The organism is Achromobacter sp. UMC71, from assembly GCF_014170305.1.
In the GTDB taxonomy this organism is placed as follows: domain Bacteria; phylum Pseudomonadota; class Gammaproteobacteria; order Burkholderiales; family Burkholderiaceae_B; genus Achromobacter.
Genome location: NZ_LZZT01000045.1, coordinates 178,907 through 204,956, shown reverse-complemented (window position 1 = coordinate 204,956; position 26,050 = coordinate 178,907). Strand labels below are relative to the sequence as shown.

General features: G+C 66.2%; 25 protein-coding genes. 10 read left to right on the top strand and 15 right to left on the bottom strand.

Annotation, left to right across the window (positions count from 1 at the left end):
- Positions 1-313 precede the first annotated feature (313 nt).
- Positions 314-2,521, top strand: coding sequence for a TonB-dependent siderophore receptor (locus tag A9974_RS21850; protein ID WP_183006264.1), 2,208 nt, complete (start codon positions 314-316; stop codon positions 2,519-2,521).
- 129 nt (positions 2,522-2,650) lie between these two features.
- Here the strand turns inward: A9974_RS21850 and A9974_RS21845 are convergent, their stop codons facing one another.
- From A9974_RS21845 to A9974_RS21820, 6 genes are all read right to left on the bottom strand, one after another.
- Complete coding sequence (locus A9974_RS21845; RefSeq protein ID WP_183006263.1) at positions 2,651-3,418, bottom strand: SDR family NAD(P)-dependent oxidoreductase; 768 nt, start codon at positions 3,416-3,418, stop codon at positions 2,651-2,653.
- Positions 3,415-4,410, bottom strand: a complete 996-nt coding sequence (locus A9974_RS21840) for an NAD(P)H-quinone oxidoreductase (RefSeq protein ID WP_183006262.1) — start codon at positions 4,408-4,410, stop codon at positions 3,415-3,417. The genes A9974_RS21845 and A9974_RS21840 overlap by 4 nt, the downstream gene beginning before the upstream one ends.
- 20 nt (positions 4,411-4,430) lie before the next feature.
- On the bottom strand, positions 4,431-5,135 hold the full coding sequence (locus A9974_RS21835) for an ABC transporter ATP-binding protein (protein WP_183006261.1): 705 nt from the start codon (positions 5,133-5,135) through the stop codon (positions 4,431-4,433).
- Entirely contained in the window at positions 5,128-6,909 is a 1,782-nt protein-coding gene (locus A9974_RS21830; protein WP_183006260.1) for a branched-chain amino acid ABC transporter ATP-binding protein/permease, read from the bottom strand. Before A9974_RS21830 ends, A9974_RS21835 begins: the two co-directional genes overlap by 8 nt.
- A gap of 22 nt (positions 6,910-6,931) precedes the next feature.
- Complete coding sequence (locus A9974_RS21825) at positions 6,932-7,798, bottom strand: branched-chain amino acid ABC transporter permease (protein WP_175193098.1); 867 nt, start codon at positions 7,796-7,798, stop codon at positions 6,932-6,934.
- A 126-nt stretch (positions 7,799-7,924) separates the two neighbouring features.
- Positions 7,925-9,124, bottom strand: a complete 1,200-nt coding sequence (locus tag A9974_RS21820) for an ABC transporter substrate-binding protein (protein WP_183006259.1) — start codon at positions 9,122-9,124, stop codon at positions 7,925-7,927.
- A gap of 332 nt (positions 9,125-9,456) precedes the next feature.
- On the opposite strand from A9974_RS21820, the gene A9974_RS21815 reads away from it, so the two are divergent.
- Genes A9974_RS21815 through A9974_RS21805 form a run of 3 tightly spaced genes read left to right on the top strand, consistent with a single transcriptional unit; the run spans position 9,457 to position 12,144 of the window.
- Entirely contained in the window at positions 9,457-10,239 is a 783-nt protein-coding gene (locus A9974_RS21815; RefSeq protein ID WP_183006258.1) for an SDR family oxidoreductase, read from the top strand.
- The gene (locus tag A9974_RS21810; RefSeq protein WP_183006257.1) at positions 10,239-11,216 is read left to right on the top strand and encodes a 3-hydroxyacyl-CoA dehydrogenase; all 978 of its coding nucleotides are present in this window, start codon (positions 10,239-10,241) and stop codon (positions 11,214-11,216) included. Before A9974_RS21815 ends, A9974_RS21810 begins: the two co-directional genes overlap by 1 nt.
- Positions 11,209-12,144, top strand: coding sequence for a 3-keto-5-aminohexanoate cleavage protein (locus tag A9974_RS21805; RefSeq protein ID WP_183006256.1), 936 nt, complete (start codon positions 11,209-11,211; stop codon positions 12,142-12,144). The genes A9974_RS21810 and A9974_RS21805 overlap by 8 nt, the downstream gene beginning before the upstream one ends.
- A 97-nt stretch (positions 12,145-12,241) precedes the next feature.
- On the opposite strand, the gene A9974_RS21800 is transcribed toward A9974_RS21805, so the two are convergent.
- Positions 12,242-13,309 carry a glycerol dehydrogenase gene (locus tag A9974_RS21800; protein WP_183006255.1) on the bottom strand — a complete coding sequence of 356 codons (1,068 nt, stop codon included), beginning with the start codon at positions 13,307-13,309 and terminating at the stop codon, positions 12,242-12,244.
- A 9-nt stretch (positions 13,310-13,318) separates the two neighbouring features.
- Complete coding sequence (locus A9974_RS21795; RefSeq protein WP_183006254.1) at positions 13,319-14,023, bottom strand: GntR family transcriptional regulator; 705 nt, start codon at positions 14,021-14,023, stop codon at positions 13,319-13,321.
- Between the two features lie 179 nt (positions 14,024-14,202).
- Between A9974_RS21795 and A9974_RS21790 the strand changes: the two genes are divergently transcribed.
- From A9974_RS21790 to A9974_RS21775, 4 genes are read left to right on the top strand one after another with little or no spacing between them, the layout of a single operon-like run.
- Positions 14,203-15,018 carry a transketolase gene (locus A9974_RS21790; protein ID WP_255468285.1) on the top strand — a complete coding sequence of 272 codons (816 nt, stop codon included), beginning with the start codon at positions 14,203-14,205 and terminating at the stop codon, positions 15,016-15,018.
- Positions 15,019-16,005 carry a transketolase family protein gene (locus A9974_RS21785; protein WP_183006252.1) on the top strand — a complete coding sequence of 329 codons (987 nt, stop codon included), beginning with the start codon at positions 15,019-15,021 and terminating at the stop codon, positions 16,003-16,005. It abuts the gene before it with no gap.
- Positions 16,006-16,020: 15 nt separating this feature from the next.
- Positions 16,021-16,830, top strand: coding sequence for a shikimate dehydrogenase (locus A9974_RS21780; protein ID WP_183006251.1), 810 nt, complete (start codon positions 16,021-16,023; stop codon positions 16,828-16,830).
- 16 nt (positions 16,831-16,846) lie between these two features.
- Entirely contained in the window at positions 16,847-18,448 is a 1,602-nt protein-coding gene (locus A9974_RS21775) for a GMC family oxidoreductase (protein WP_183006250.1), read from the top strand.
- On the opposite strand, the gene A9974_RS21770 is transcribed toward A9974_RS21775, so the two are convergent.
- Genes A9974_RS21770 through A9974_RS21740 form a run of 7 tightly spaced genes read right to left on the bottom strand, consistent with a single transcriptional unit; the run spans position 18,445 to position 24,106 of the window.
- The gene (locus A9974_RS21770) at positions 18,445-19,548 is read right to left on the bottom strand and encodes a mandelate racemase/muconate lactonizing enzyme family protein (protein ID WP_183006249.1); all 1,104 of its coding nucleotides are present in this window, start codon (positions 19,546-19,548) and stop codon (positions 18,445-18,447) included. The two genes, A9974_RS21775 and A9974_RS21770, sit on opposite strands and share 4 nt — an antisense overlap.
- 22 nt (positions 19,549-19,570) lie before the next feature.
- Positions 19,571-20,389, bottom strand: a complete 819-nt coding sequence (locus tag A9974_RS21765) for a transporter substrate-binding domain-containing protein (protein ID WP_183006248.1) — start codon at positions 20,387-20,389, stop codon at positions 19,571-19,573.
- 55 nt (positions 20,390-20,444) lie between these two features.
- Entirely contained in the window at positions 20,445-21,176 is a 732-nt protein-coding gene (locus tag A9974_RS21760) for an amino acid ABC transporter ATP-binding protein (RefSeq protein ID WP_183006247.1), read from the bottom strand.
- Complete coding sequence (locus A9974_RS21755) at positions 21,160-21,819, bottom strand: amino acid ABC transporter permease (RefSeq protein WP_183006246.1); 660 nt, start codon at positions 21,817-21,819, stop codon at positions 21,160-21,162. Before A9974_RS21755 ends, A9974_RS21760 begins: the two co-directional genes overlap by 17 nt.
- A 10-nt stretch (positions 21,820-21,829) precedes the next feature.
- Entirely contained in the window at positions 21,830-22,513 is a 684-nt protein-coding gene (locus tag A9974_RS21750; RefSeq protein ID WP_183006245.1) for an amino acid ABC transporter permease, read from the bottom strand.
- 22 nt (positions 22,514-22,535) lie between these two features.
- Positions 22,536-23,768 carry a UxaA family hydrolase gene (locus A9974_RS21745; RefSeq protein WP_183006244.1) on the bottom strand — a complete coding sequence of 411 codons (1,233 nt, stop codon included), beginning with the start codon at positions 23,766-23,768 and terminating at the stop codon, positions 22,536-22,538.
- 11 nt (positions 23,769-23,779) lie between these two features.
- Positions 23,780-24,106: a UxaA family hydrolase gene (locus A9974_RS21740; RefSeq protein ID WP_183006243.1), complete on the bottom strand. Its 327-nt coding sequence runs from the start codon at positions 24,104-24,106 to the stop codon at positions 23,780-23,782.
- Positions 24,107-24,361: 255 nt separating this feature from the next.
- Between A9974_RS21740 and A9974_RS21735 the strand changes: the two genes are divergently transcribed.
- Positions 24,362-25,132, top strand: coding sequence for an SDR family oxidoreductase (locus A9974_RS21735; RefSeq protein ID WP_183006242.1), 771 nt, complete (start codon positions 24,362-24,364; stop codon positions 25,130-25,132).
- A gap of 37 nt (positions 25,133-25,169) precedes the next feature.
- Entirely contained in the window at positions 25,170-26,024 is an 855-nt protein-coding gene (locus tag A9974_RS21730) for a fumarylacetoacetate hydrolase family protein (RefSeq protein WP_183006241.1), read from the top strand.
- Positions 26,025-26,050: the final 26 nt, after the last annotated feature.

Here is a 26,050-nt window from a genome sequence, read left to right as displayed (position 1 = left end):
GGCCTCGACGGGCGGCACGCGGGCTAACGAGGTCGTGCTGACGATGGCCTGACAGCGGACCGGCCGAGGTGGGGGGTGTGGCACCTCGGCAACAATCTGCAATTTCTAATAAGGGACGCAATGAGAATGATTCCCCTTTAATTAGAATGCATCTCGCACGATCTCAATCCTCCTTGGTGAACGGGCTCGACAAGGCCGGCGCGTCCGGCTCTGCGGCAGTTCGAGCGGCAAGCCGTTACCCCGCGTGACCCCTCCATCGGGATTTTTGTGATTCCCCGCTTCCTGCGAAGCGCCCGCCTACTGATATCCCGATATGAAAATTCGAACCCTTGCGTACGTGGTCGCGGCCCTGCCGTATGCCGCCGTCAACGCCCAATCCGCCGCGCCTGCCGCCGGCGCCAACCCGCCGGTGCAGTCGATGGACGCGATCAAGGTCGAGGCCAGCGCCGACGCCTCGGCCGGCGGCCTGGCCCAGCCTTACGCGGGTGGGCAGGTGGCGCGCGGCGGCCGGGTCGGGGTGCTGGGTACGCAAGACATCATGAGCACGCCGTTCAGCATCACCAGCTACACCAACGAGCTGATCCAGGACAAGCAGGCGCGCAGCGTTGGCGACGTGCTGCAAAACGATGCGGGCGTGCGGGTGGCACGCGGCTTCGGCAATTTCCAGGAGTCGTACTTCATCCGCGGCTTCATCCTGAGTTCGGACGACGTGGCCTACAACGGGCTGTACAGCCTGCTGCCGCGCCAGTACATCGCCACCGAACTGTTCGAGCGCGTGGAAGTGCTGCGCGGCGCGACCGCTTTCCTGACCGGCGCCGCGCCCAACGGCGGCGGCATCGGCGGCGTGATCAACCTGGTGCCCAAGCGCGCGCCGAACGATCCGCTGACCCGCATCACCACCGGCGTGTCCAGCGGCGGCCAGTTCCAGGTGTCCACCGACATCGCGCGCCGCTTCGGTCCGGACGACAGCACCGGCATCCGCATCAACGCGGCGCAGCGCAGCGGCGACACGGCGATCGACGACGAGCATTCCCGCACCAGCCTGGTGTCGCTGGGCCTGGATTGGCGCTCGGCCGATACGCGCTTGTCGGGGGATATCGGCTGGCAGGAAAACAAGCTGAAGCGCGCGCGGCCGAACATCAGCGTCGTGGGCCTGAAGGACCATGTGCCCGATGCGCCGGATGCCAGTTCCAACTACGCGCAACCGTGGTCGTATTCCAATGAGCGCGACTGGTTCGGCACGGTCCGCGCCGAGCACGACTTCAGTGACAAGCTGACCGGTTGGGCCGCGTTCGGCATGCGCCGCAGCGCCGAAGCGAATTCACTGGGCAATGTCAACCTGACCAATGCGGCCACGGGTGCCGGCAATTTCTACCGCTTCGACAATACCCGCGAGGACAGCGTGAATACGGGAGAAATCGGGCTGCGCGCCAAGGTGCGCACCGGCCCGGTCGGCCATGAATTCGTGGTGTCGGCGTCCTTCTTCGACCTGAAGAAGAAGAACGCCTACATCATGGACTATGCCAATGCGTTCCCGACCAATATCTACGACCCGGCTACGTACGACCGCCCGGCGTTCAGCGCCAAGGCGCTGCGCGGCAACGATATCGACGACCCGGCGCTGCAGGGCCGCACCCGCACCAGCAGCTATGCGTTCGGCGACACGATGTCGTTCCTGGATGACAAGGTGTTGCTGACGCTGGGCATCCGCCACCAGAGCCTGTCCTCGCGCAGCTATGCCTACAACACTGGCAAGGAAAACGGCGCCTACGACCAGAGCCGCAACTCGCCGGCGGCGGGCATTGTGTTCAAGGTTGCGCCCAGCGTGTCCCTGTATGCCAACTACATCGAAGCGCTGGTGGCTGGGGATACGGCGCCCACGATTGCAAATAGCAAGCCGGTGCCCAATGCGGGCGAAAGCCTGGCCCCCTACGTGTCCAAGCAGAAGGAAATCGGCGTCAAGTACGACGGCGACGGCCTGGGCGCGGGCCTGGCGTTGTTCTCCACCGACAAGCCGCGCGCGGCCTACGATGCGGCGAACAAGTTCACCGCTTCCGGCAAGGACCGCCACCAGGGCATCGAGCTGACCGTGTTCGGCGAACCGGTCAAGAGCGTTCGCGTGCTGGGCGGCGTGACCTTCCTGGACGCCAAGCAGCGCTCGACCGGCAACACGGCCACCGACGGCAACCGCGTGATCGGCGTGCCGCGTTTCCAGGCCAACCTGGGCGCGGAATGGGACATTCCCGGCGTGCAAGGCCTGGCCGTGGACGGCCGCATGGTCTACACCGGCGCGTCCTACGCCGACGACGCCAACACCCTCAAGGTGCCTGGCTGGACCCGTTTCGACGCCGGCGTGCGCTACCTGATGGACGTGGACGGCCACGTCGTGACGCTGCGCGCCCGGGTCGAGAACATCGCTAATCGCAACTACTGGGCGTCGGTGGGCGGCTACCCCGGCAACGGCTACCTGGTGCTGGGCGGCCCGCGCACCTTCTCGCTCAGCGCCAGCATGGACTTCTGACCGGTCAGGTCCGGCTCGGCCGCGGGTCCGCCCGCGCGGGGTCGGCGCAAGGGCCAGGAACGACAAGCCCCGCCAGCGCATTGCCTGGCGGGGCTTTGTTGTTTTTGGGGCGTCTGGCTGGGTCGGCGGCTACGTCATCAACCAGCCGCCCGCGACATCCAGCACCTGCCCGGTGACAAAGCGCGCCTGGTCCGACGCAAAGAACAGGCAGGCATCGGCGACTTCTTCGGGCGTGCCCAGGCGGCGCAGGGCGGTCACGCCGGCGACGGCGTCGTTGATTTCCTTGGGCACGCTTTTGAGCAGCGGGGTGCTGATGCGCCCCGGGGCCAGGCCGTTGACGGTGACGTCGTACTCGCCCAGCTCCGCGGCCCAGTGGCGGGTCAGGCCCAGTAGCGCGGCCTTGGTGGCGGCGTAATGCGCGGCGACGATGTCGCAGTAGGCCTTGCCGGCTACCGACGACATGTTGATGACGCGGCCCTGGCGCTGCTTGACCATGTGGGGCGTGGCCAGGTGCGTCATGTAGAAGACACTGTTCAGGTTGACCGACACTACCTTGTCCCATTCGCCGGGCGTCATCTCCCAGACTTTCAGCGCGCGGCCGTCGGTCTTGGGCGAAATGCCGACGTTGTTGACGAGGATGGCGGCCGGCCCCAGGTCGCGGGTGATGCGATCGTAGGCGGCCTGGCACTGGTCGAAATGGGCGACGTCGGCCGGCACGAAGGCGACGGCGTGGCCGCGTTGCTTCAACGCCTTTTCGTAGGCTTGGCCGGCCTGGGCGTTGAAGTCGATCAGTCCGACGCGGGCGCCCTCGGCCAGGAAGCCCTCGACGATGGCCGAGCCGATGCCGCCGACGGCGCCGGTGACGATGACGACCTGGTCCTGGAAGCGCGCGCTCATGGCCGCACCTGCAGCATGATCTTGCCGATGTGCGTGCTGCTTTCCATCAGCGCGTGGGCCTCGCTGGCCTGCGCCAGCGGGAACACGGCATGGATGCGCGGCAGGCACTGGCCCCGCTCCATCAGTGGCAGCACCTTGTCGGCCAGCGCGCGGGCGATGGCGCCCTTATCCTCGTCGGAGCGCGGGCGCAGGGTGGACCCGGTGAATGACAGGCGCTTGGTCATGATGGGCAGGGCGTCGATCTCGGCCTTGCTGCCTTCCAGGAAGGCGATCTGCACCAGGCGGCCATTCACGGCCAGCAGGCGGATGTTCTTGTTGATGTAGCGTCCACCGACCATGTCCAGGATGACGTCCACGCCGGCGCCCTGGGTCGCGTCACGGATCTCGGTTTCGAAGTCCGCGTCGCGGTAGATCACGGCGTGGTGCGCGCCGGCCGCCAGGCAGGCGTCGGCTTTTTCCGCATTGCCCACGGTGGTCCAGACCTCGGCGCCAAAGGCGCGCGCCAGCTGGATGGCGGTCAGGCCGATGCCGCTGGAGCCGCCGTGCACCAGGAATTTTTCACCGCTGGCAAGACGGGCGCGGTCGAACACGTTGGTCCAGACCGTGAAGTAGTTTTCGGGTATGGCGGCGGCCGCCAGCAGGTCCAGGCCGCGCGGCACCGGCAGGCAGTGGCGTTCGTCGGCCAGGCAGTACTGGGCGTAGCCGCCGCCCGGCGTCAGGGCGCAGACCGGATCGCCCACTTTCCAGAACGTGGCCTCGGGGCCGGTGGCGATGATGGTGCCCGACACTTCCAGGCCCAGGTAGGGCGACGCGCCGGGCGGGGGCGGGTACGAGCCCGAGCGTTGCAGCACGTCGGGGCGGTTGACCCCGGCGTAGGCGACTTCGATCAGCACCTGGCGGCCGGTGGGCGACGCCATGGCGCGCTCGGCCGGGCGCAGGCAATCGGGCGGGCCGCCCTTGCCGTGGTCGATGAATGTGCAGCGTAAAGACATAAGAGACGGGTCCTTGGTATTCAATGGCCCAGGTAGGCCTTCTTGACGTGAGGGTCGGCCAGCAGTTCGGCGCCGGTGCCGGTGCGCACGATCGCGCCGTTTTCCAGCACGTAGCCGCGGTCTGCCAGCCGCAGGGTTCGGAACACGTTCTGCTCGACCAGCAGCACTGTGACGCCGTGCGAGGTGACGTTGCGGATGATGTCGAACATCTGTTGTACCAGCAGCGGCGACAGGCCCAGCGACGGCTCGTCGAACACCAGCAGCTTGGGATCGGCCATCATGCCGCGCGCGATCGCCACCATCTGCTGTTCGCCGCCCGATAGCGAACCGGCATACTGGCCCAGGCGTTCGCGCACGCGCGGAAATATCTGCAGCACTTCTTCCAGTTTGCGCTGCACGATGGACCGGGCGGCGCGCTTGTACGAGCCCATCAGCAGGTTGTCCTTCACGGTGAAGTGCGGAAACAGCTGACGGCCCTCGGGGATCATGGTGATCCCGGCGTCGACGATGTCGTACGGCTGGCGGTTGGTCAGGTCCTGGCCTTCGAATTCCACGCGGCCGGTGGTGGCGCCGATGACGCCGCACAGGGTCTTGAGCGTGGTGGTCTTGCCGGCGCCGTTGGCGCCGATCAGCGTGACGATCTCGCCGGCGTGCACCTCGAAGTTCAGGCCATTGAGCACCTGGCTCTTGCCGTAGCCCGACGAAAGATCCGAAACCTTAAGCATCCTGGTACTCCTTGCCCAAATAGGCTTCGATGACGGCGGGGTTCTCGACCACGTCCTTGGGTGCCCCGCTGACCAGCACCGCGCCTTCGTTCAGTACGATGATGCGGTCCGACAGCGCCATGGTGGCCTGCATCATGTGTTCGATCAGCAGCACCGATACGCCTGAATCGCGGATGCGGCGGATCATCTGGATGGACTTCTCGATGTCGGTGGGGTTCAGGCCCGCCATGACTTCGTCCAGCAGCAGGATGCGCGGCCGGATGGCCAGGGCGCGCGCGATCTCCAGCCGTTTCATGCCGCCCACCGTCAGGCTGCGCGCCTCGGTGTTCAGGGACTTGAGCAGGTCGGTTTCCTCGGCCACCTTCAGGGCGATCTGCTCGGCTTGCTCGCGGTCCGAGGTGCGGATGAAGGCGCCCAGCATGATATTCTCCAGCACCGTCAGGCCGGTGAACGGCTTGGCGATCTGGAAGGTGCGGCCCAGGCCCTGGTGCGCGAACTCGTCCGGCGTGCTGCAGGCGACCCAGTTGCCCTGGGCGTCGCGCATCGACACGGCGCCCTTGTCCGGCGATAGAAAGCCCGACAGCAGGTTGAACACCGTGGTCTTGCCCGCGCCATTGGGACCGATCATGCCCAGGATCTCATTCTGGTTCAGCGTCAGCGACACGTCGTTGGTGGCGCGCAGGCCGCCGAAGCTCTTGAACAGCTTGTCGGCCTTGAGCACGGGCTGGTCATTGCGGACCGCGTCGTGCAGCCGGGCCGGCTCGTTCAGCTTGCGCTTGGCCCGTGGCGTGCCCAGATAGGGCAGCCGCGCCAGGGCGCGTTCGATGGCCGGGCCGAAGGCGCCCGCCAGACCGCGCGGGATGGTCAGCACCACCGCCACCAGGATCAGGCCGTAGATCAGCCCGTGCATGCCATTGCCCACGCTGGACAGCCAGCCGCGCGCCAGCTCGGCAATCGGCAGCACCAGGAAGGTGCCGGCGATGGGGCCGGCCACCGTGCCCAGGCCGCCAATCAGGGCGAACATGGCGACCTGGATCGACAGTTCCAGCGAAAACGCGGAGCTGGGGTCGACGAAGGTCAGGTAAGTGATGTGGAAGGTGCCGATCACGCTGGTCAGCATGGCCGAGACCACGGCGGCGATGATCTTGACGCGGACGGTGGCGATGCCGACCGCCAGCGCCGCGTCCTCGCGTTCGCGGATGGCGATCAGGTAGTGGCCGATGCGCGATTTGCGGATGTACCACGACACCCACGTCACCAACAGGAACAGGCCGAAGGCGATGATCACGTAGTTGATCTTTTCGCGGAACACGATCCAGGCCCAGCCGATGTTCAGCGGCAGGCTGATGCCGCTGGAGCCGCCGGTCCAGCTTTCCTCGTGGATGACCAGCAGGCGCACCACTTCCAGGATGGCGATGGTGGCCAGCGCGAAGAACGGGCCGCGCAGCCGCAGGGTGGGGTAGCTGATCAGGATGGCCACGGCCGCCGAAATGGCCGCGCCCGCCAACATGCCGAACCACGGCGAAATGCCGAAGTTCTGGGTCAGCAGCGTGGCGGTATAGCCGCCGATGCCGTAGAACACCGCATGGCCCAGCGACAACTGGCCGGCGTAGCCGCCGACGATGTTCCAGGCCACCGACAGCGCCGAAAAGACGAACAGCAGGACGAACAGGTTGGTCCAGAAGGGCGTGCCCAAGACGGCGGGCACGATGAACATGACGATCAGCAGGATAAGGCTGACGTAGGCTTTGGGGCTTCGAAAGTCGGGAAACACGTCTCGCTCCTTGTGGCTCTGATCACTCTGTGCCGACGCCGAACAGGCCGGTCGGACGCAGGACAAGGATCAAGAGGAAGATCCCGAAATAGACGACCTCTTTCAGGTCGGGGGCGATGTAATAGCCGGCCAGCGTGTCGACGATGCCGATGATCATCGACCCGGCGACGGCGCCGTACAGGCTGCCCAGGCCGCCCAGCACCACGATCACGAAGGCGGTCAGCACGAAGTACGTGCCGACGGTCGGGAACACGGGGTACTGCGGCGCCAGGAGGCCCGCAGCGATGCCGACGAAGGCGGTGCCCAGGCCGAAGGCGATGGCGTAGACGTTGTTGACGTTCACGCCCATCAGCGTGGCGGCGTAGCGGTGCTGCGCCACGGCGCGCAATGCGCGGCCCAGATAGGTACGGTGCATGAACAGGTGCAGCAGCACGGCCAGGCTGATGCCCACCACGAAGGTGATGAGCTGGCCCGTCACCATGGAATAGGCGCCCACGTCGATGGCGTTGGTGCCCAGCTCGACCGGCGCGCGGTAGACGTTGGCCCCGAAGATCACCAGCGCCAGGTTCAGCAGGATGGTGGACACGCCCACCGTGGCGAAGATCTGGATGTGCTGGTCCGCGTTGAGCAGCGGCTGGATGATGCCCTTCTGCGTCAGCGCGCCCAGCGCGAACAGGATGACCGCCACCGGCACCAGGCCGATGTACGGATGCACGCCGAACTGCGCGGCGATCAGATAGACCAGATACATGCCGATCATCAGGAATTCGCCGTGGGCGAAGTTGACGACGCGGACTACGCCGAAGATCAGCGTCAACCCCAGGCTGATGATGGTATAAGCGCCGCCCAGCAACAGGCCGTTGATGACCAGTTGAATGAAGATATCCATGGTGCAACCTCTTAGAGAGGGGTGCGCCCCGGCCCGGCGGCCGCGCCGGCCGGGCCGGGGCCTGCTGGCCCCTGTGTTACGCCAGGCGCCCCCGAGCGCCTGGTTGCTGGCATGTCGTCCTGCTTGCTATTTCTTGAAGACAGGTTTGCCCAGCGCGAGGTTGCTCGGCGCGATGGTGACCAGCTTGCCGTCCTGCCACTGCATCACGTAGAACGTGGCGGCATTGTTCTGGCCGTCTTCGCCGAAGTCGAAGGCCCAGCCGTTGGCCGTCTGGCCGGCGGGCTTCTTGTAGGCCAGCACGGCGGCGCGGATCTTGTCCTTGTCGGTGGACTTGGCCGCGGCGATGGCTTCGAAGAAGGCCTTGGCGCCAACGTAGTTGGTCAGGCTGTGGCCCGATTGCGGGTCGCTCTTGTAGGTGGACTTGTAGGCTTGCAGGAACTTGTCCAGGCCGGGCGCGCCAGCCGGGTTGATGGACGATTGCGGGAAGTCCAGGTCGAACACGCCGTTCATGTCGGCGCCCACGGCTTTGGCGGTGTCGGCCAGCGAATAGCCGCCGCCCGCGCCGATCACGACCTTGGGCTTGAAACCCGCGGCGCGCGCCTGGCTGAAGAACAGGATGGCGTCGTTCTGGTAGGCCGTCTGCAGCACCACGTCGACCTTGGCGCCCTTCAGGCGCAGGATCAGCGACGACAGGTCGACCGTCTTGGCGGAGTAGGGCAGCACTTCGGCCACCGTGTAGCCCAGTTCCTGGGCGCGCTTTTTCTCGGTGGCGGCCACGTCGGTGCCGTAGGGCCCGTCTTCGTGGATGATGCCGATCTTGATGTCCTTGGGGTTCAGGCCCATGCCTGGCGCGATGGTGTCGTGCAGCGCGTTGACCACCGACACGCCGTACAGCGCGGTGTTGGGGTTGCTGCGGAACAGGTACTTGTAGCCGCGCGTGGTGATCTTGTGGGCGGTGGCGCCCAGTTCAAAGTAGGGCACGCCGGCCAGTTCGGTCACGGGCGAGGCCGCGTACGAGATGCCCGAGGCATAGCTGCCGAACACGCCGACCACGTTCGAGGAAATCAGACGCTTGGTTTCCGACACGGCCTGGGTGGGGTCGACGGCGTCGGCCTTGATGATTTCGATCTTTTCGCCGTTGATCCCGCCGGCGGCATTGATTTCATTGACGGCCAGTTCCAGGCCGCGATAGCTCTCTTGTCCCAGCAGCGCCAGGGCGCCGCTGAACGGGAAGAGGGCGCCTACTTTCATGTCGGCCGCTGCGGTGCCGCTGGCCACGACGCCGCACAGGCCCAGCGCGATGGCGAATTTATTGAACTTGAACACTGTCTACGCTCCTTTGTTGGTATGGGATGCGGACTGTCTGCTGCGTCGTCCGTCTATTTTAAATATATGATATATGCGCCGGCGGGGTGTGGAAACCTCGTTCTGGATTCTAGTGCCGGACTTGCCGGGCTGAATCGGGGATTTCCCTCAAGCCGCATGAATAAAGCGTTTCCAGGCGATTGGCTCCTATATGAAGGCGCAAATTTCGTCTGTCGGAGCAGTCCTATGGGACCACTTTCCGGCAAATCCTCGGATGTGAAAGTATCCACCATGATCATATATCCTATATGATCAAGCACGCGTTTTACCAAAAAGACCCAGGAGACATACGCATGTTCGAGGAAGTGGATTTCGCCGGAAAAAAGGTACTGATCACGGCCGGCGCCGATGGGCTGGGCCTGGAAATGGCGCAGGTGTTCCACCGCGCGGGCGCGTCGGTGCTGGTGTGCGATGTCAATCGTGACCGCCTGGCCGCGCTGCCGGCCGAACTGCCCGGGGTGCATGCCGTGCATGCGGACGTGTCGGACGAAGACAGCGTGGCCGCGCTGTTCACGGCGGTCCGGCAGAAATTGGGCGGCCTGGACATCCTGGTCAACAACGCCGGTGTTGCCGGCCCCACCGGATTCGTCGAAACCCTGTCCAAGGCCGATTGGGACCGCACGCTGGCAGTCAACATCACGGGTCAGTTCCTGTGTGCCCGCCAGGCCATCCCGCTGCTCAAGGAATCGCGTGCCGGCGTGATGATCAATCTGTCGTCGGCCGCAGGCCACCTGGGCTTTGCCGGGCGTTCGGTCTATTCGGCGTCCAAGTGGGCGGTCATCGGCTTTACCAAGTCGCTGGCCATCGAGCTGGGCGGCCACGGCATCCGCGTCAACGCCATCTTGCCGGGCGCCGTCGAAGGGCCGCGCATCCGCGCGGTCATCGCCGCCAAGGCCAAGACGCTGGACAAGCCGGTGGACGAGATCGCCTCGCTGTATGAAAACCAGGCGGCACTGGGCCGCATGGTTACGGCGCGGGACATCGCCAACATGGTGCTGTTCAACGCCAGCGAGGCCGCCCGCAGCGTCACCGGCCAGGCCATCGTGGTCGATGGCTTCACGCAGAAGCTCTACTGATGGCGGCCGCTACCGACCCGGGGGGCGCGGGCATCGTCCGCCGTTGCGCGGCCATCATCGGCACCGGCCTGATCGGCCAGGGCTGGGCCATCGTGTTTGCCCGCAAGGGCTGGGACGTGCGTCTGTACGACGTCAATGCCGCCATGCTGGGCGAAGCCAGCGCGCTGATCCGCCGCCAGCTCGACGAGTTGCAGGCCCACGGGCTGCTGCAGGATGCCGCTGCGGCAGCCGCGCGCATCCATGTGGCCGGCAGCCTGCAGGATGCGCTCAAGGGCGCCAGCTATATCCAGGAAAACTCGCCCGAGACGCGCGAGATCAAGCGCAGTCTGTTCCCCTTGCTGGATGCGGCGGCCGAACCCGACGCCATCATCGGCAGTTCCACGTCCAGTATCCCGGCCAGCGAATTCACCGAGGATCTGCCCGGGCGCCACCGTTGCCTGGTGTCGCATCCGGTCAATCCGCCCTATCTGATCCCGGTGGTGGAACTATGCCCCGCACCCTGGACCAGTCCGGAGACGATGGCGCGCGCCCGCGACGTCATGCTGGACATCGGCCAGAAGCCCGTGTCGATGACGCGCGAGATCGAAGGTTTCATCCTGAACCGCCTGCAGGGCGCCTTGCTGCACGAGGCCTTCCGGCTGGCGGCGGCCGGCATCGCCAGCGCCGAGGACATCGACGCCACGGTCAAGGACGGCCTGGGCCTGCGCTGGTCGTTCATGGGGCCGTTCGAAACCATCGACTTGAATGCCCCCGGCGGTATCGCCGATTACTGCGGCCGCTATGGCGGTCTGTATCAATCCATCGGCGCCACCCAAGCCGAAAGCGTGGCCTGGAAGGGCGCGCTGGTCGATGCCCTGTCGGCCGAGCGGCGGCGCCTGCTGCCCGACGAAGGCCTGACGGCGCGCCGCTATTGGCGCGACGAGCAACTGATGCGCCTGATGCGCCATAAGCAAAGCAACGGAGACGAAATTGGCTAAACCCAAACAGAAAGTCGTGATCACCTGCGCCGTCACGGGCGCCATTCACACCCCCAGCATGTCGCCGCACCTGCCGGTAACCGCCGACGAGATCGCCGAAGCCGCGATCGGCGCGGCGCGCGCGGGCGCCGCGGTGCTGCACTTGCATGCCCGCGACCCCGAAACCGGCAAGCCCTCGCAGGACCCCGCGCTGTTCAAGCCGTTCCTGGAGCGTATCAAGGCCGAAACCGATGCCATCATCAACATCACCACCGGCGGCAGCCCCCACATGACCGTGCAGGAGCGCATGCGGCCGGCCACCACCTTCAAGCCGGAACTGGCGTCGCTGAACATGGGGTCGATGAATTTCGGCCTGTTCCCGATGCTGGACCGCTTCAAGGACTTCAAGTACGACTGGGAACGCGAGCACCTGGAGAACAGCCGGTCGCTGATCTTCCGCAACACGTATCAGGACATCGAATCGATTCTTGAATTGGGCAATGCCAATGGCACCCGTTTCGAATTCGAGTGCTACGACATCAGCCACTTGTACAACCTGGCGCACTTCGTGGACCGCGGCCTGGTCAAGTCGCCGCCGTTCATCCAGTCGGTGTTCGGCATCCTGGGCGGCATCGGCCCGCACCCCGAAGACCTGATGCACATGAAGCGCACGGCCGACCGGCTGTTCGGCAACGAGTACGAATGGTCGATCCTGGGCGCCGGTCGCAACCAGATGCCGTTGGCCACCATCGGCGCGGCCATGGGGTCGAACGTGCGGGTGGGGCTGGAGGATTCGCTGTGGATCGGGCCGGGTCAGCTGGCGGAATCGAACCGGGTGCAGGTCGAGCGCATCCGCACCATTGTCGAAGCGCTGAATCTCGACGTGGCCACGCCGGAGGAAACCCGCGCCAAGCTGGGGCTGAAGGGCGGCAACAACGTGGCGTTCTGAAGCAGCAACAGCCGGCGTGGGAAGGTCTTCACGCCGGGTGTCTAGCCGCCGCGCCAGCGGGGCAGGCTGCCCCTGGGGGGCACCCCGCTGGGCAATTTCAGGCGTGGCGGCGCAGCGCGTCAGCGAGAGTCTTGATGTCCAGGGTGCGATCGAAATTGGCGGCGTGGCGCGCTTTCAGCGTCAGGTCGGCCGCCAGCGTCAGCTCGGCGTCCGCCGGACCGGTGGCGCCCAGCGCGCGCAGCGTGGTGGGCAGGCCGACCTGGTCGTACCACTGCGTCAGGGTGGCCAGCATGCCGTCCTGGCGCGCTTCCAGGTCCAGTTGCACCAGCAGGCCCACGGCGACCTGCAGCCCGTGCAGCGCCGTTGCCACGCCGGCGATCTTCGGCAGTCCGCGGGTCAGGGCGTGGGCGATGGACAGGCCGCCGCTTTCAAAGCCCAGGCCGCTCATCAGGATCATGGCTTCCACCACGCGTTCAAAGGCGGGCGTGGGCGCGCCGCTGCCGGCAACGGCCAGCGCGTCGGCGCCGTCGGCCAGCAGCGTGCGCAGGCAGCCATCGGCGATCAGCTGGGCCGACAGCAGCGGGGCGCCGTCGTACATGTTCTTGCCGCCGTTGCGGGCGCATTGTTCGGCTTCGAACTTCTTGGAAATGGCGTCGCCCAGGCCGGCACGGAAGAAGTGCGCGGGCGCGGTGGCGATGACGGCCGTGTCCACCAGCACGATGGTGGGGTTGAACAACATGTGTTCGACCGCCAGGAGATTGTGATGCGCGTCATACAGGACGTAGTTCTTGCTGGTGGGAGCATCGTTCGAAGCCACCGTGGGCACGGTGACCAGATGGCAGTGCGCGGACCTGGCCACCGCCTTGCCGGCATCCAGCGACTTGCCGCCGCCCACCGCGATGACCATGTCGATGCCGGCCGCCGCGGCCTGGGCGCGCAGGGCCGCGATGAGCTCGGGTGTCAGGTCGCCGTCCACCAGCAGCGGCGTCAGCGTGACGTGGCGCGCCGCGCACAAGGCTTCGATTCTTGGGCCCAGCACGCCATGGACGTAACGGTCGATGACCAGGGCGGCGTGGCGGCCGAACAGGGCGGCGTATCCGCCCAGCGCATCCAGCGCGCCCGCTCCCTGGATATAACGGCTGGGAGCGCCAAAAATCTTCAGCATGAGGGTTTCCTATTTGCGGGGCCCGGGCGGGCGGTAGTCGAGTTCTTTTTCGCGTTCGACCAGCCAGTCGATCATGATCTTTCCGCCCCAGACCAGGTCGGCCTGGATGGCCTTGGCGGCCGCTTCCGAATCGCGGGCTTCCAGCGCGTCGAGCACGGCTTCGTGGCGGTGCTCGTTTTCGGAGTAGTCCAGCCCGGCGGTCTTGACGTGGAACACCTTGAGGATGGGGCCGGTGATGACCCAGAACGATTCCACGGTGTTGCGCAGGATGGGCTTGTTGCTGGCTTCCAGGATGCCGAAGTGGAACTTGCGGTTCAGGTAGCTGGCGCGCTTGGGGTCGGTCGACGTGCAGGAGATGAAGTCCTTCTGCAGGGCGATCAGGTTGTCCAGCTGCTTGCGGGTGATGTTCTTGGCGGCCTCGGCCGCGCCCATGCCTTCCAGGTGAAAGCGGATCTGCTGGATTTCGCGCAGCTTTTCGGAATTGACGTAGGGCACGTAGACCGCGGTGGCGGCCTGCATTTCCAGCCCCTGCTCGCTGATGAGGCGAAAGATGGCCTCGCGCACAGGCGTGATCGAGACGCCCATTTCCTGGGCCAGCTCGCCAATGATCAAACGTTCTCCGGGTTCGTATTGCCCATTGATGAGGGCATTGCGGATTTCGTTGTAGACCTTGACGGAGAGGTTCTCTTTCTTTACCGGTTTAAGGCTGGGCATGACGGTTCAGGCTAGCGGGTTCGAGGGAAAGGGCCGGGGCCGGAAACAGCACCCGGCGCAATTCTAGCCCGGCCTAGCCAATTCGAGCGCGATGGGTATATTATATATCATATATTCTAACGACGTAAGGATGCGTCATGCGCCAGGACCGGGGAGCCCCAACCGAAGGGGAAGTCCGCATGCTGCGGGAGAAGGCCCGCTACATACGGCTGGAGACAATCAGGCTGATCGAGATCGCCAAGGTCGGGCATTACAGCTCGGTCTTTTCCTGCGCGGAGATCTTCGCCGCGCTGTACTACGACGTGATGCGGCTGCGGCCGGGCGAGGCGGCCTGGCCGGATCGCGACCGCTTCCTGATGGGCAAGGGCCATGCGGCGGTGGGGCTTTTCCCCGTCCTGGCCGACCACGGCTTCATTTCCCGCGAGCTGCTCGATGGCTACACCCGCCTGGGCAGCCCGCTGGGCGACCACCCCGACATGACCAAGGTGCCAGGCGTGGATTTCAGCTCGGGGTCCATCGGCCATGCGCTGTCCAATGGCGCCGGCATGGCGCTGGCCGGACGCATGAACCAGCGCGACTATCACGTGTTCGTGATGCTGGGCGATGGCGAAATGCAGGAAGGCCAGGTCTGGGAAGCGGCGCTGTTCGCCGCGCACCAGCGCCTGTCGCGCCTGGTCGCGATCATCGACCGCAACGGCTACCAGCTGGACGGCAAGGTCGACGACGTAATCGGCGTGGAATCGCTCAAGGACAAGTGGCAGGCCTTTGGCTGGGAAGTGCATGAGGTCGACGGCCACGACCTGGCCGAATTGACCGCGCTGCTGCGCCGCCTGCGGGCCGACGAGGCGCGCGCCAAGCCGGCCTGCGTCATCGCCAAGACCCTCAAGGGCAAGGGCGTTTCCTATATGGAAACCGAGCCCGGCTGGCATCTGGGCTACCTGGCGCCGCAAGACGCGCAGGCCGCCGTCGACGAAATCATGACCCGCGAGATCTGAATGGCACAGGCACAGGTACTTTCTCCCGACTCCTGGCAGTACCGCGCGTTGAACGCGGTGAACCCCGGGCTGTCTTATCTTTCCGATGCGCTGATCGACCTGGCGCGCGCCGGGCACCCCGTGGTGGCGGGCTCGGCCGACCTGCAGTATTCCAACGGCCTGAACCGTTTCGCCTCGGCCTATCCCGACCGCTACGTGCAGTTCGGCATTTCCGAGCAGAATATGGTGTCGGCGGCGGCCGGGCTGGCCACCGCGGGGCTGATGCCTTTCGTGGCCACGTTCGCGTCGTTCCTGGGCTTGCTGTGCTGCGAGCAGATCCGCATGGACGTGGCCTATACCAAGCTGCCTGTGCGCCTGATCGGCCACCACACCGGCATCAGCCTGGGCTTTTACGGCACCTCGCACCACGCCACCGAAGACATTTCCACCATGCGCGCCATCGCCGGCCTGACGGTCGTGTCGCCGGCGGACGGCCCGCAGCTGGCCGCGGCCATCAAGGCGTCGGTGGATTGGCCCGAGCCGATCTATTTCCGTATCGGCCGCGGCCGCGATCCGCAGGTATATGAAGACGGCACGCCGTTCACGTTCGGCCGCGCCATCACGCATTGCACCGGCAGCGACCTGAACATCATCGCCTGCGGCATCACGCTGCATGCCGCCCTGGAAGCTGCCGCGCGCCTGCGCGAAGACGGCTTGTCGGTGGGCGTGATCGACATGCCCACCATCAAGCCGCTGGACCGCGAGGCGGTACTGGCGGCGGCCGGCCAGGCACGCGCGCTGCTGACGGTGGAAGAACACAACGTGATGGGCGGGCTGGGGTCGGCGGTGGCTGAGGTGCTGGCCGATGCCGGCACCGGCACGCGCCTGCGGCGCCACGGCATCTATGATGAATACAGCCTGATCGCACCGCCCACCACCCTGTATGCCCACTATCGGTTGGACGGCGCCGGCATCGAGGCCGTGGCGCGCGAACTGATCCAGCGATAAGACACGGAGACTGCAATGAAGGAAATCAGCGGAAACACGCGCCTGTTCGGCATCCTGGCCGACCCGATCTACCACGTCAAAACACCGCAGCGCATGAACGAGCATTTCGCGCGCATCGGCTTTGACGGCGTCTGCGTGCCGTTTCATGCGCGGCCGGACAACCTGGCGGAGGTGGTGGCCGGCCTGCGCCGCCTGGAAAACCTGGGCGGCCTGGTCGTGACCATGCCGCACAAGACGGCCATCCTGGCGCTGGCCGATGACGCCACGCCGGTGGCGCGCAAGATCGGCGCGGCCAATGTGGTGCGGCGCGAGGCCGATGGCCGCCTGGTGGCGCACATGCTGGACGGCGAGGGCTTTGTGCGCGGCCTGCGCACGGCCGGTGTGTCGCCCGAGGGCAAGAGCGCCTACCTGGCCGGCGCGGGCGGCGCGGCCAATGCGATCGGTTTTGCCCTGGTGCAGGCGGGCGTGTCGCGGCTGACCATCGCCAACCGCACCCCGGCCAAGGCCGAGGACCTGAAGGCCCGTATCCTGTCGCTGCATCCGGACGCGCGCATCGATGTGGGAACGGCCGATCCGTCGGGCCACGACCTGGTCGTTAATGGCACGTCGCTGGGCATGAAGGAAGACGACGCACTGCCGTTGGACGCATCGCGCCTGACGTCGGACCAACTGGTGTGCGAGGTCATCATGCAGCCCAAGGACACGCCGCTGCTGCGCGCGGCGCAGGCCCGCGGCTGCAAGGTGCACTACGGCGCGCCGATGCTGGCCGGGCAGATCGAGCTGATGGCCGAAATGATGGGCGTGGCGCCCGCTGCGCAAGCCTGAGCCGCGGATCCAGACGATGGGCGATTACGATTTCATCATCGCGGGCGGCGGCACCGCCGGCTGCATCCTGGCCAACCGCTTGTCGGCCGACGGCCGCCACCGGGTGCTGATGCTGGAGGCCGGGCATCAAGCGCGCAGTATGTGGATCGGCATTCCGGCGGGCTTTTCCAAGCTGCTGGTGAACCCGGACTACAACTGGCGCTTTGCCACCGAGCCGGAAGACAATGTGTACGGCCGCACGATCGCCGTGCCGCGCGGCAAGGGCGTGGGCGGCTCGACGCTGATCAACGGCATGATCTATGTGCGCGGCCAGCCCGCGGACTATGACGGCTGGGAGGCCGCAGGCGCGACAGGCTGGGGCTACGGCCAGGCCGAGCGCGTGTTTCGCAAGATCGAACACTACGAACCGGGCGACGCCACGCGCGGCAAGAGCGGGCCGATGCACCTGGAGGAAGTGGCCGAGCGCTTTCCGGTGTCCGACGCTTTTCTGCGCGCCGCCCAGGAAGACGGGTTGCCGCTGAATCCGGACTACAACGGCGGCAAGCAGGACGGCGTGGGCTACTACCAGGTGCTGCAGCACCGCGGCCGCCGCTGGAGCGTGGTGGACGGCTATCTTGCGCCTGCCGCTGGCCGCAAGAATCTGACGGTGGAGTGCGGCGCCCATGTGACGCGGCTGCTGTTCGAGGGCAAACGCTGCGTGGGGGTGGCGTATCGCCAGAATGGCCGCGAATTCACCGTGCGGGCACGGCGCGAGACGCTGCTGTGCCTGGGCGCGGTGCAGTCGCCTCAACTGCTGGAACTGTCGGGCGTGGGCAGCCCGGCGCTGCTGCAGTCCTTTGGCATTCCGTTGGTGCATGCGCAGCCGCAGGTGGGCGAGAACTACATCGACCACTTCGCCACGCGCATGAACTGGCGGGTCAGGAACACGGTCACGCTGAACGAGATGTCGCGCGGCTGGCGGCTGGCAGGGCAGGTGGCGCGCTACTACACGCGGCGCAAGGGCATCCTGACGCTGGGAACGGGGCTGGTGCACGGTTTTATCGAGAGCGCGCCGGACCTGCCGGCGCCGGACGTGCAGTATTTCTTCGTGCATGCCAGCTATGCCAACGCGGCCGAGCGCATCCTGGACCGGCATCCGGGCATGACGCTGGGCGTGGCGCAACTGCGGCCCGAGTCGGTGGGCTCCATCCACATCAAATCGGCCGACCCGTTGGCCGGGCCGTCGATCCGCCCCAATTTTCTGTCGGCCCAGGTGGATCGCGACAGCCTGGTGGGCGGCATGCGGGTGGCGCGCCGCATCGTGCAGCGGCCGGCGCTGCAGCACTATGTGGAAGCCGAACTCAGCCCGGGGCCCAAGGTGGAAACCGACGCAGAATGGCTGGATTTCGCCCGCCGCAACGGCCAGACCATCTACCACCCCATCGGCACCTGCCGCATGGGCTCGGATGCCGCCGCCGTGACCGACGTGCGGTTGCGGGTCAACGGCGTGTCCGGGTTGCGGGTGGTGGACGCCTCGGTGATGCCGAAGATGGTGTCCGGCAATACCCAGGCCGCGGTGATGATGGTGGCCGAGCGCGGTGCCGAGATGATCCTGGAGGACGCGGCGGCCGCCGCTTAGCCGTGGCGGCTTTGGTGCAGCGTCAGCTTGCCGATGCGGTCCCAGTCCCAGGCGATGCCCAGGCCAGGCTCGTCCGACGGGATCGCGCGGCCGGCCTCGATCCGCATGCCGCGTTCGGTCACCATGTCCAGCTGCGGGATGTATTCCAGCCAGCGGCTATTGGGCACCGCGCAGCACAGGGCCACGTGGATTTCCATCAGGAAGTGCGGGCACACCGGCACGTTGTAGGCCTCGGCCATGTGCGCCACCTTCAACCACGGCGTGATGCCGCCGATGCGGCCCACGTCCACTTGCACGATCGAGCAGGCATCGCTTTGCAGGTAGTCCTTGAATTGCGACAGGCTGTAGAGCGATTCGCCGACCGCGACCGGCAAGGTAGTGGATTCGCTCAGGCGGCGATGCGCCTGCACGTCGTCGGCGTGGATCGGCTCTTCGAACCAGGCCAGATCCAGCGGCTCGAAACAGCGCGCCCGGCGGATGGCTTCCGGCAGCGTGAAGCCCTGGTTGGCGTCCGTCATGATGTCCCACCCCGGGCCCACCGCGGCCCGCACCGCCGCCAGCCGCGCCACGTCTTCGGCCACGTGGGACTTGCCGACCTTGATCTTGGCGCCGCCAAAACCGGCCTCGCGCGCCTTCAGGGCTTCTTCCACCAGCTGTGTTTCGCTCAGGTGCAGCCAGCCGCCTTCGGTGGAGTACAGCGGGATGTCCGGCTTGGCGCCGCCCGCCAGTTGGTGCAGCGGCAGCCGGGCGCGGCGAGCCCGCAGGTCCCACAAGGCGGTGTCGATGGCGGCCAGGGCGATGGACGTCAGCGCGCCGACGGTAGTGGCGTGGACCCGGTACATCAGGTCGCGCCAGATCTGCTCGATGTGCTCGGCGTCGCGCCCGAGCAGCAGCGGCGCCAGGTGATCGTCCAGCAGCCGCACCACCGACGAGCCGCCGGTGCCGATGGTGTAGCTGTAGCCGGTGCCAGTGACGCCGTCGGCGTCCGTAATGCGCACGATGGGGGTTTCCTGGCGCTCGAAGCTTTGCACGGCGTCGGTGCGCTTGACCTTGGGTTGCAGGTCCACCTGCAGGATGTCGACGGAAACGATGCGGGCCATGGGTTCTCCTGGGGACGTTGCGTCAGCCGCCGACCTTGGCGACTTCCTGCGGCAGGTCGACGCCGTGGAATTGTTTGTAGATGGTGTTGAGTTCGCCGTTCTTCAGGTTGGCGCGCACCCAGTCGTCCAGCTTGGCTTTCAGCGCGGGTTCGTTCTTGCGCATGCCGATGGCCAGCATGTTCAGGCGCATCACGAACTTGGACTCCATCTGCTTGGCGGGCGCCTTTTCGTTGATGGTGCGCAAGAGGGCGGGCGCGGTGGCGAAGATGTCGGCCTGGCCGCTGACCACCGCGGTGATCGAGGTGGCATCGTCGTCAAAGCGGATGATCTGCGCGTCCTTGGGGGCGATCTTGGTCAGCTCGGTGTCGTTGGTGGTGCCGCGGGTGGAAATGACCTTCTTGTTGGACAGGTCGGCCGCGCTGGTCAGCGTCATGCTCTTGGGGGCACCCACCACCGCCAGGATCGCGGCATAGGGCACCGAGAAGTCGATGACCTTCTGGCGCTCGGGGGTGACGGACATGCTGGAGATGACGATGTCGGCCTTGTTCGTCTGCAGGAAGGGCACGCGGTTGGCGCCCGTGGTGGGCACGATCTCCAGTTCCACGCCCAGGCCCTTGGCCAGGAGGCGCGCGGTTTCGACATCGGACCCGGTGGAATGGAGCGCGGCGTCCTTCATGCCGTAGGGCGGCACGCCCAGGTCGATGGCTACGCGCAGCTTTTTGGCCTTCATGATGTCGTCGAGCTGGTCGGCGTGGACGGCGCCGGACACGGCCAGGGCGCCGGTCAGCGCCAGGCCGAGGAAAGCGGCGCGCACGCGCGGCGGGAATACGGGCTTGTTCATGGGCTTGTCTCCAGTGTGCTGTTGTTGTGGTGGGTGCTGCGAGAGGGCGGCGGCGCTACAGCCCGCTGCCCAGGAACTGCCGCAGTTCCGGCGTGGCGGGGGCCGACAGCATGGCGGCCGGCCCCTGTTCCCAGACCTGTCCCTGGTGCATGAAGATGACCTTGTCGGCCACTTCCCGCGCGAACGCCATCTCGTGCGTGACCAGGATCATGGTCATGCCTTCGGCGGCCAGGTTTTCCATCACCTTCAGCACCTCGCCCGTCAGCTCCGGGTCCAGCGCCGAGGTCACTTCGTCGAACAGCATCACCTTGGGCTGCATCGCCAGCGAGCGGGCGATGGCCACGCGTTGCTGCTGTCCGCCGGACAGTTGTTCGGGGTAGGCGTCGGCCTTGTCGGCCAGGCCCACGTGTTCCAGCGCCTGCATCGCCTGGTCGCGCGCTTGGGCCGGCTTGATGCCCTTGACCGAACGCGGCGCCAGCGTGATGTTCTGCAGCGCGGTCATGTGCGGGAACAGGTTGTAGCTCTGGAACACGATGCCCACGTCTTTGCGCAGCGCCCGCAGGTCCAGCTTGCCGCTGTCGTGCAGCGCATGGCCGCAGACGTGGATGGTGCCGCCGTCCGTGGTCTCCAGGCGGTCCATGCAGCGCAGCGCGGTGCTCTTGCCCGAACCGCTCTTGCCGATGATGGCCGCGACCTCGCCGCGGTTGACGGAAAACGACACGCCGCGCAGCACGTGGGTGCTGCCGAAGCGCTTGTGGACCTGGTCCAGTTCAACGACGGGTTGCATTCAGTCTCCTTTCCAGGGAACGGCTCCAGCGTGACAGCGGGTAGCACATGAGGAAGTACAGGATCGCGGCGCAGCCGAAATACAGGAAGGGCTGGAAGGTCGAGTTGTTCAGGATCTTGGCGTTGTAGGCCAGCTCGGCGTAGCCGATCACCAGCGAGGCGATCGAGGTGTTCTTGATGATCTGCACCAGGAAGCCGACAGTGGGCGGGGTGGCGATGCGCAGGGCCTGCGGCAGCACCACCTTGGCCATGCGCTGCAGCCGCGACAGGCCCAGGCATTCGGCGGCTTCCCATTGGTTCCTGGGCACGGCCTGGATGCAGCCGCGCCAGATCTCGCCCAGGAAGGCGCTGGCATACACGGACATGGCCAGCGCGGCGGCGGCCAGGGCCGACAGCTCGCCCAGGCCGAACAGGCTGGGTCCGAAAAAGCACAGGCCCATCAGCACCAAGAGCGGCGTGCCCTGGATGACCTGGATATAGCCGGCGGCCGCCATGCGCAGCAGCTTGCGCGGGGCCACGCGGGCCAGGGCCAGCAGCAGCCCGGCCGCGCCGCCGCCCACGAACGTCCAGGCCGATAGTTTGAGGGTGCCCCAGGCGCCTTGCAGCAAGTACCAGGCGTGTTCGTCGGGAATGAAGAAAGCCATGGCGCGGTCCTTACAGCGGCGTGCCGAGCTTGCGCTGGCGCGGGAACACAAGCTGGGCCAGCAGCCAGAAGCCCAGGCGCATCAGCCAGGACAGCGCCAGGTACACGCCCCACAGCACGAGAAAGACCTCGAAGTTGCGATACGTGTCGGACTGGATGCGGTTGGCCACGGCCAGCAGTTCTTCGGCGCCCACCGCCGACATGATGCTGGAGGCCAGCATCAGCAGCACGAACTGGCTGGTCAGCGACGGATACACGCGCTCGACGGCGGGGCGCAGCACCACGTGCCAGAACACCTGGGGGCGCGACAGGGCCAGGCATTCGCCGGCCTCGAGCTGGTCCTTGGGGATGGATTCGATGCCGGCCCGCACGATTTCGCAGGTGTAGGCGCCGATGTTGATCACCAGCGCCAGCACCGCGCCGGCCATGATGGGCATGGTCAACCCGGCGCTGGACAGCCCGAAGATCAGGAAATAGGCCTGGATCAGGAGCGGTGTGTTGCGGATCAGTTCGACATAGCCGCCGGCCAGCGCGCGCAGCCAGCCCAGCCGGCTGTTGCGCGCCAAGGCGCATAGCGTGCCCAGCACGAAGCCCAGCACGGTGGCAAGAAAAGACAGCTTGATCGTGACCCAGGCGCCCTGCGCCAGCAGGGGCCATTGTTCCAGTACCGAGGCGAAATCAAACGTGTAGTTCACAGCTTCGCTCCTAGGCGGCGGATCACGCGGCGCGGGTCAGCGGCAGGCAGGACGGGCCGATGGGCTCGAACGCCTTGTACGTCAGGATGAATTCGCGGTGTCCCAGGTCTTCGGATTTGCTGGGCGCGCCGTTGGCCACCGCCTGCACCTGGGCGTGGATTTCCTCGGCCACTTCCTGCAGCGTGCCGCGGCCTTCCAGGATGCGGCCAGCGTCCACGTCCATGTCTTCGCCCAGTGCGCGATAGGTGTCGGGATTGGCACAGACCTTGATGACGGGCGAGACCGCCGAGCCCACCACGGAGCCGCGGCCGGTAGTGAACAGGATCACGTGCGAGCCGCAGGCGATCAGTTCGACGATTTCGGCGTTGTCGCTGATGTTGGGAAAGCCGAAGCGCGGCTCGCCGTCAGGCACCACGTCCAGCAGGTACAGGCCGCCGAAGGGCGGCACGTCGCCCGGCTTGATGATGCCGTCGATGGGCGAGGCGCCGCTCTTGGCGTAGGCGCCCAGCGATTTTTCCTCGATGGTGGACAGTCCGCCGTCGGCGTTGCCGGGGGCGAAGCTGCCATGGCCCATGATGCTGTAGTAGCGCGCGGCCTTGTTGACGCAGGCGACGATCTCCTCGCCCAGCTCGGGCGTGGCGGCGCGGCGGCGCATGTGGAATTCGCAGCCGACCAGTTCGCCGGTTTCTTCGAAGATACAGGTGGCGTCCTGGGCGATCAGCATGTCGAATGCGCGGCCCACGGCCGGGTTGGCGGTGATGCCGCTGGTGCCGTCGGAGCCGCCGCAGATGGTGCCGATCACCAGTTCGTCCATGCCCATTGGCACGCGGGCCTGCTGCGCCAGCTGTTGCGCCGTGGCGCGCACCCAATCGCGGCCGGCGGCCACGGTGCTGCGGGTGCCGCCGCGCTGCTGGATGGTCAGGGTCTGCACCGGCCGGCCGGAATCGGCGATGGCCGCTTCCAGCTTGCGCTTGTTCATGCTTTCGCAACCCAGCGACACCAGCAGCGCGGCGCCGACGTTGGGATGGGTGGCGATGGCCGTCATCATCTGCTCGGCGTAGGCGTTGGGGTAGCAGCCGGGGAAACCCACCAGGTGCACCTGCACGTCGCCGGTCAGGTCGCGGAAATCCAGCGCGATTTCGCGCGCGACATGGTGGGCGCATTCGACCAGGTAGGCCACCACGACCACATTGCGTATGCCTTTGCGGCCGTCGGCGCGCGGGTAGCCCTGCAAGGGCTGGGACAGATCCGTCATGGGGAAAAACCTCAGTGCCGGTCGGTGAAGGCGTGGCCTTCTTCCAACGTGTAGGTGGGGGTGTAGTCGCTGTCCAGGTTGTGGGTGTGGATGTGATCCCCGGCCGCGACGGCGGTGGTCAGGCTGCCGATGACGGCGCCGTACTTCAGGATTTTTTCGCCGGCCGGCATGGCGTGGCGGGCCAGCTTGTGGCCTAGTCCGAGCGGCGTGGCGATGACGGCGGTGCCGCTTTCCAGCTGCACGCAGGCGCCGGCGGGCAGGGCGCTGCGCACGATCAGGCAGTTGTCTTCGGGGGAAATCAGCAAGAGCTGAGGGTCCAGGTGGCTTTGTCTCGTCATGATTTTTTTGATGTTGTGTTTTGCGTATAAAAGCAATTTTCATATTCAAGGTCAACATTGGTTTTCCCGGATTTTCAATTAATTGCGTGAAAATTCGGGTTAATACCGATGCTAGATACCCGCGTCATGCTTGCTGTGGGGCAAATTTCCCGTGTATCGTGTTTTACAAATGAAATTTAGTTTTCATGAGACAAATCCGGCAGCCGCCTGCAAGGCGGCCCCGCCGGGCCGCCTTACCCACCCAAGAGAAGAGACATGACCCTACGTTTGCAAGACAAGCGCGCGCTGGTCACCGCGGCCGGCAACGGCATCGGCCGCGCCAGCGCCCTGGCCCTGGCGCGCGAAGGCGCCCAGGTCTGGGCCACCGACGTCAACGAGGACGCGCTGGCCGACCTGGCGCGCGAGGCCCGCGAAGCCGGACTGAGCGGCTTGCGCACCCGCGTGCTGAACGTGCGCGACAACGCCGCCGTGGCCGACTGCGCCCGCGAAACCGGCGCGGTGGATGTGCTGTTCAATTGCGCCGGCTTCGTCCATGCCGGCAGCATCCTGGAATGCGAGGAGGCCGACTGGGACTTCAGCATGGACCTGAACGTCAAGGCCATGTACCGCACCGTCCGCGCCTACCTGCCGTTGATGCTTGAGCGCGGCGGCTCGATCATCAACATGGCCTCGGCGGCGTCCAGCGTGAAGGGCGTGCCCAACCGCTTTGTGTACGGCGCCTCCAAGGCGGCCGTGATTGGCCTGACCAAGGCGGTGGCCGCCGACTTCGTGGCGCGCGGCATCCGCTGCAATGCCATCTGCCCCGGCACCATCGAATCGCCGTCGTTGCGCGACCGCATCGCGGCGCAGGCCCGCCTGCAAGGCAACGACGAGGCCGCGGTACGCGCCGCCTTCGTGGCGCGCCAGCCCATCGGCCGCGTCGGCCGCGTGGAGGAAGTGGCGGCGCTGGTGGTCTACCTGGCCAGCGACGAATCCGGCTTCACTACCGGTACCATCCAGGTTATCGACGGCGGCTGGTCCAACTGACCGGCCGGCAGCTTTCATTTCATTCCAAGGATTACGCATGAAACTCGTACGCTACGGCCAACCCGGCCAGGAAAAACCCGGCCTGATCGATGCCCAGGGCGCCTTGCGCGACCTGTCCGGCGTGGTCGGCGACATCGATGGGGGCGCCATCGCCCCGGCCTCGCTGGCCAAGCTGGCCAAGCTTGACGCGGCCTCGCTGCCGCGCGTGGACGGCGTGGTGCGCTACGGCTGCCCCGTCAATGGCGTGGGCAAGATCGTCTGCGTCGGCCTGAACTACGCCGACCACGCGGCCGAGTCGGGCCTGCCCGTGCCGGCCGAACCGGTGCTGTTCCTGAAACCCAGCTCGTCCATCACCGGCCCCAACGACCCGGTGATCATCCCGCGCAACTCGGTCAAGACCGACTGGGAAGTCGAACTGGGCATTGTCATTGGCAAGAAGGCGTCCTACGTCGAGGAAAGCGAGGCCCTGGACTACGTGGCCGGCTACGCTGTCGTCAACGACGTGTCCGAACGCGAATACCAGATCGAACGCGGCGGCCAGTGGGACAAGGGCAAGGGTTGCGACACGTTCGCCCCGATCGGCCCTTGGCTGGTTACGCGCGACGAAGTCGCCGATCCGCAGAACCTGGACATGTGGCTGGAGGTCAACGGCCACCGCTACCAGAACGGCAGCACTCGCACCATGGTGTTCGGCGTGGCCACGCTGGTCAGCTACATCAGCCAGTTCATGACGCTGCAGCCCGGCGACGTCATCAGCACCGGCACCCCGCCGGGCGTGGGCCTGGGCCAGAAGCCACCGGTCTACCTGAAGGCGGGCGACGTGATGCGCCTGTCCATCGCCGGCTTGGGCGAGCAGCGCCAGGTTCTGCAAGCTTGGTCCCGGGTCGAATAAAATCCGGTTCCAACCCTGAGCCCGCC